Raw genomic sequence first — 3,146 nt, 5'->3', positions numbered from 1 at the left:
AGCCCCCGGCCACGCTCAATTTTACCAGGTGAGAGCGCATTTCACGCCGCCTCCTCGGTCAGGTCGGCCACCGTAATCCACACTCCTGGACCACACCCCGGATCCGCCAGCCGCTTGTTCGCGGTCAGCTCCACCACCTGCGCATCATCGGAGAACGCCACTCCCGTAAGGGCATCGAGAACCGCGCGCACGAGCTTGTCGATATCGGGCCGCTTGGTCGCCGCTGGAGTGCGGGTTTTCGGGGCCGATTTGGGCCGTGGAAGCACAAACGTCAGATCCACCGCCACCGGGCCGTCCACGAGCGTCAGGCCGTACTGGTGGGCCGCCAGGGCTACACGCTCCCGCCACGGTCCCACCGCCTTGGATTGCTCGATCAGGATGCCGCGCCCGACATGGCGCTTACTGCCTTGTGGTGCTGGGGTACCGGGGACGAACAGACGGGCGATCACTCGGACATCTCCCGAATCTCGCCGACGACGAACTGTGCGCCGCGCCAGAACTGGGGGTGCTTCTCGGAGTCGTCACTGATCCGCTCCTGCATCCCGCGCGCCTTCGCCTCGGTCGACCACACCGGTCCGGCCGAGCTGATCGAGTCGCCGCGCTTGGCGAGGACGACGTACCCGAGTGGGGGACGCTGCGCCGCCTCGACCTTCCGCTGGAGTCGCGCCCGCTCCTTGGCCATGCGGGTCAGTTGCGCTTCGTGCGCTGTCTGCATCGCATCGATCGCCGCGCGTGCTTCAGCGAGCTTCTCCAACGCCTCCAGGGCATACCCCGGGTCGATGACCAGGGTGCGGCCCTCCGCGACAGCCTCACGAGCGGAGGTCTCGAGGAAGGACAACTCTTGGTTCGGCTCAGTCACGACAGCTCTCCGTCCAGGGGTAGGTGTGTACGGCGAACTCGATGAAGTCGTCCCGGACACGGCGGGTTTCGGCGATCTCTGCTTCCAGGACCTCACGGTCGCCGGGGTAGTCCTTCTCGCCGCGCCACGCCTCGAGCATGTTCAAGCGCGCGGTCTGCTCGGCGATCCACTCGGCGGGAGTCAAGGCTGCGCCTCCTTCGGCCCGTGGTCGCCGTCGTGGCCGGCCAACAGGTTCCATTCGTTGCTCACGACAGACCCTCCCAGCTCCGGTCGTAGTCCTCGGCCATGTACCACAACGGGCAGCCAGGAACCGGGGGGTGGATTTGAATCCCGTACGTCTGCGTGAATTTGAAACCGTCCCGGGTGTGGTTCCAGTAGGCGCCGAGGGCGCGCGGTCCGGTGGTGGGGTCGATACGATCCGCCCAGGCGCGGAGCTTCTTGGCGATCCGCGTTCTCACGACTGGTCTCCGCTCTCGATCAGCTTCAGTTCGTAGTCGTCCTCGTCCCACCAGACATGCACCGGATACCGGCCCGGAGGATGGTCGTACAGCAGGTCGCTGGCAGCTTCGTGCCGGTACGGGTGGGTGTCTGCGCCACAACGCTCAGCGGGCGCTGTCCACCCGTAGTCCGACAGCCACAGGTGCAGGACGCCGTGGAATTCGAACTCGTACTCACCGCACCACGGATCGGCGGGATCGCAGTCGTTCGGGCCGTCGTCGGCGGTGCGGCCATCGACCATGTGCGGTTCCGAGCACTCCAGCCGAGAGTCGCAGTCCGGACGGCCGGGGCATTCGATGCGGTACAGGTAGTGCGGTTTCGCGTGAGGGAACTGCGCGGCATGCTCGGTGTCGAGTTCCTTGATCAGGACGTGCGTCGAGTCGGTCACGGCTTCTCTCCGTTCTCGGGGAGTGGGGACCACGCCAGCACCGGATGAAACAGCGCCTCGCCCGTCCTGGTATGCGATGCGAGGTCCCGCGCCTCATCGGCGGATTCGACCGGCGCGACATCCCATTCCGGATCCGCGCGGTACCCGTATTCGAGGCCGACAACCTCGCTCTGTGGGACGACCAAGAACTGTTCGGCGATCATGTCCGCCACATGCTCGGCGTGGTCAACCTCGTGCATGAACTCCAACCCGGGGCAGCCTGTGCAGCCGATGCTGATGCGGCCGGTGAGTTGATGGTCGGAGATGACGCGGGCGAGGGCGTCTTCGAGCATCACCGGCTGACCGCCTTCCGTCGCCACGGCTCCCCCTTGGGCTGCACACCCTTCGCCAAGCAGGCCGGGCAGATGTCGCCGAACAGATTCGCGACGAACCAGCCGCGCCCCTGGAAAATTCCGAGGTCCGGCTGGTTCGGGAACGGCTCGGACTTCGAGGTGCAACCGTCCTGGTCGCACACCATCACCCAGTTCTGGTTCTTCTTGCTGATCCATTGGCGGGTCATTCGCTGGCCTCCTGCTCGGGCTCCCACAGGACGACAGCAGGCAGTTCCGGGTCCTGCCCGAAGTCGGTCGCGTACGCGTTGCCGGTCAGCCATGCCGGGAACCAGGTGCGAGGTTCGCTCATGCCGTAGGGGTTCAGGCGGTGGAACTCCTCGTTGGCGTCGAGGATCACCGTCCCGTCCGGAAGGGCGTCCAACTCTTCCGGGGTTTCGATGCGTCGTGCGGGTGGACGCAACCCGGCGTCGAGGACCGCTCCGGCGAGCGCCTTCGGGTCGAACCAGCCATCGAGGCACAACGCCCACCCTCCCCCGGAAGGCGGGAACCAGTCCTGGTTCTTCTGCTGCGATACGAGCAGGCTGCCCAGCAGGTCGGCGAGATCGTCCCGGTCGGTGCTCATTCGCTGGCCCTTTCAAGGGTGGCGGCTGCGCGATTGGTGAACGTGATCCCTGCGAGCGGGGCGGGCACCCAATCGCTGGCGGTCGTGGTCTCCGTGCACTGCACGATCTCGGGGTTGTAGTCGGCGGGACGCACACCGAACTCGTCTTCGATCACATTGCGCAGGTTGTCTCGCCGTTCCCGTGCGTCGTCGGCGCTTTCAGCCCATCGCACTTCGCCATTGGGAAGTCGCACGCCCCACTTGGTGACGGTGCGGATAACTCGCTCAGACATCGATGTCTCCGTTCTGGGATTCCCCATCAGTGGGGATGGTTTCTCCAGCCGTGGGAACACCTTCCCGTGGCTGGGTGTCTCGGTCGCCGAGGATCTCGTTCACCCGCTGCATCCACCGCGTCACCTTCGCGATGTCCGCATGGAACTCGGCGTGCTTGGCCCGGTCGATCACCTG

10 protein-coding genes are annotated in these 3,146 nt (G+C 65.8%); all 10 read right to left on the bottom strand.

From position 1 onward, the window contains the following. Nucleotides 1-41: 41 nt before the first annotated feature. Nucleotides 42-449, bottom strand: coding sequence for a RusA family crossover junction endodeoxyribonuclease (locus ACWEO7_RS38865; RefSeq protein ID WP_452430767.1), 408 nt, complete (start codon nucleotides 447-449; stop codon nucleotides 42-44). Continuing rightward, nucleotides 446-859, bottom strand: coding sequence for a hypothetical protein (locus tag ACWEO7_RS38860; protein WP_452430764.1), 414 nt, complete (start codon nucleotides 857-859; stop codon nucleotides 446-448). The genes ACWEO7_RS38865 and ACWEO7_RS38860 overlap by 4 nt, the downstream gene beginning before the upstream one ends. Beyond that, a complete protein-coding gene (locus tag ACWEO7_RS38855) occupies nucleotides 852-1,043 on the bottom strand; it encodes a hypothetical protein (protein ID WP_452430763.1) in 192 nt (63 codons plus the stop codon). Before ACWEO7_RS38855 ends, ACWEO7_RS38860 begins: the two co-directional genes overlap by 8 nt. A gap of 61 nt (nucleotides 1,044-1,104) precedes the next feature. Beyond that, nucleotides 1,105-1,317 carry a hypothetical protein gene (locus ACWEO7_RS38850; RefSeq protein ID WP_452430761.1) on the bottom strand — a complete coding sequence of 71 codons (213 nt, stop codon included), beginning with the start codon at nucleotides 1,315-1,317 and terminating at the stop codon, nucleotides 1,105-1,107. Beyond that, nucleotides 1,314-1,745 (bottom strand): hypothetical protein, encoded by a 432-nt coding sequence (locus tag ACWEO7_RS38845; protein ID WP_452430759.1) that lies wholly within the window; start codon nucleotides 1,743-1,745, stop codon nucleotides 1,314-1,316. Before ACWEO7_RS38845 ends, ACWEO7_RS38850 begins: the two co-directional genes overlap by 4 nt. Beyond that, complete coding sequence (locus ACWEO7_RS38840; RefSeq protein WP_452430758.1) at nucleotides 1,742-2,104, bottom strand: hypothetical protein; 363 nt, start codon at nucleotides 2,102-2,104, stop codon at nucleotides 1,742-1,744. The genes ACWEO7_RS38845 and ACWEO7_RS38840 overlap by 4 nt, the downstream gene beginning before the upstream one ends. Next, nucleotides 2,077-2,304 (bottom strand): hypothetical protein, encoded by a 228-nt coding sequence (locus tag ACWEO7_RS38835; protein WP_452430756.1) that lies wholly within the window; start codon nucleotides 2,302-2,304, stop codon nucleotides 2,077-2,079. Before ACWEO7_RS38835 ends, ACWEO7_RS38840 begins: the two co-directional genes overlap by 28 nt. Further along, nucleotides 2,301-2,699, bottom strand: coding sequence for a hypothetical protein (locus ACWEO7_RS38830; protein ID WP_452430754.1), 399 nt, complete (start codon nucleotides 2,697-2,699; stop codon nucleotides 2,301-2,303). The genes ACWEO7_RS38835 and ACWEO7_RS38830 overlap by 4 nt, the downstream gene beginning before the upstream one ends. Continuing rightward, on the bottom strand, nucleotides 2,696-2,971 hold the full coding sequence (locus tag ACWEO7_RS38825; RefSeq protein ID WP_452430752.1) for a hypothetical protein: 276 nt from the start codon (nucleotides 2,969-2,971) through the stop codon (nucleotides 2,696-2,698). Before ACWEO7_RS38825 ends, ACWEO7_RS38830 begins: the two co-directional genes overlap by 4 nt. Next, on the bottom strand, nucleotides 2,964-3,146 hold a 183-nt coding region (locus ACWEO7_RS38820; protein ID WP_452430750.1), incomplete at its 5' end, for a hypothetical protein. The genes ACWEO7_RS38825 and ACWEO7_RS38820, both read right to left, overlap by 8 nt.

The sequence above is a fragment of the Nocardia sp. NPDC004260 genome (assembly GCF_053603155.1).
This window is presented reverse-complemented; position numbering and strand designations above follow the sequence as displayed.

Excerpts from the sequence above, each read along its gene's own strand:
- ACWEO7_RS38835 (WP_452430756.1), bottom strand. The coding sequence starts at position 2,304 with ATGACCCGCCAATGGATCAGCAAGAAGAACCAGAACTGGGTGATGGTG.
- ACWEO7_RS38830 (WP_452430754.1), bottom strand. The coding sequence starts at position 2,699 with ATGAGCACCGACCGGGACGATCTCGCCGACCTGCTGGGCAGCCTGCTC.
- ACWEO7_RS38825 (WP_452430752.1), bottom strand. The coding sequence starts at position 2,971 with ATGTCTGAGCGAGTTATCCGCACCGTCACCAAGTGGGGCGTGCGACTT.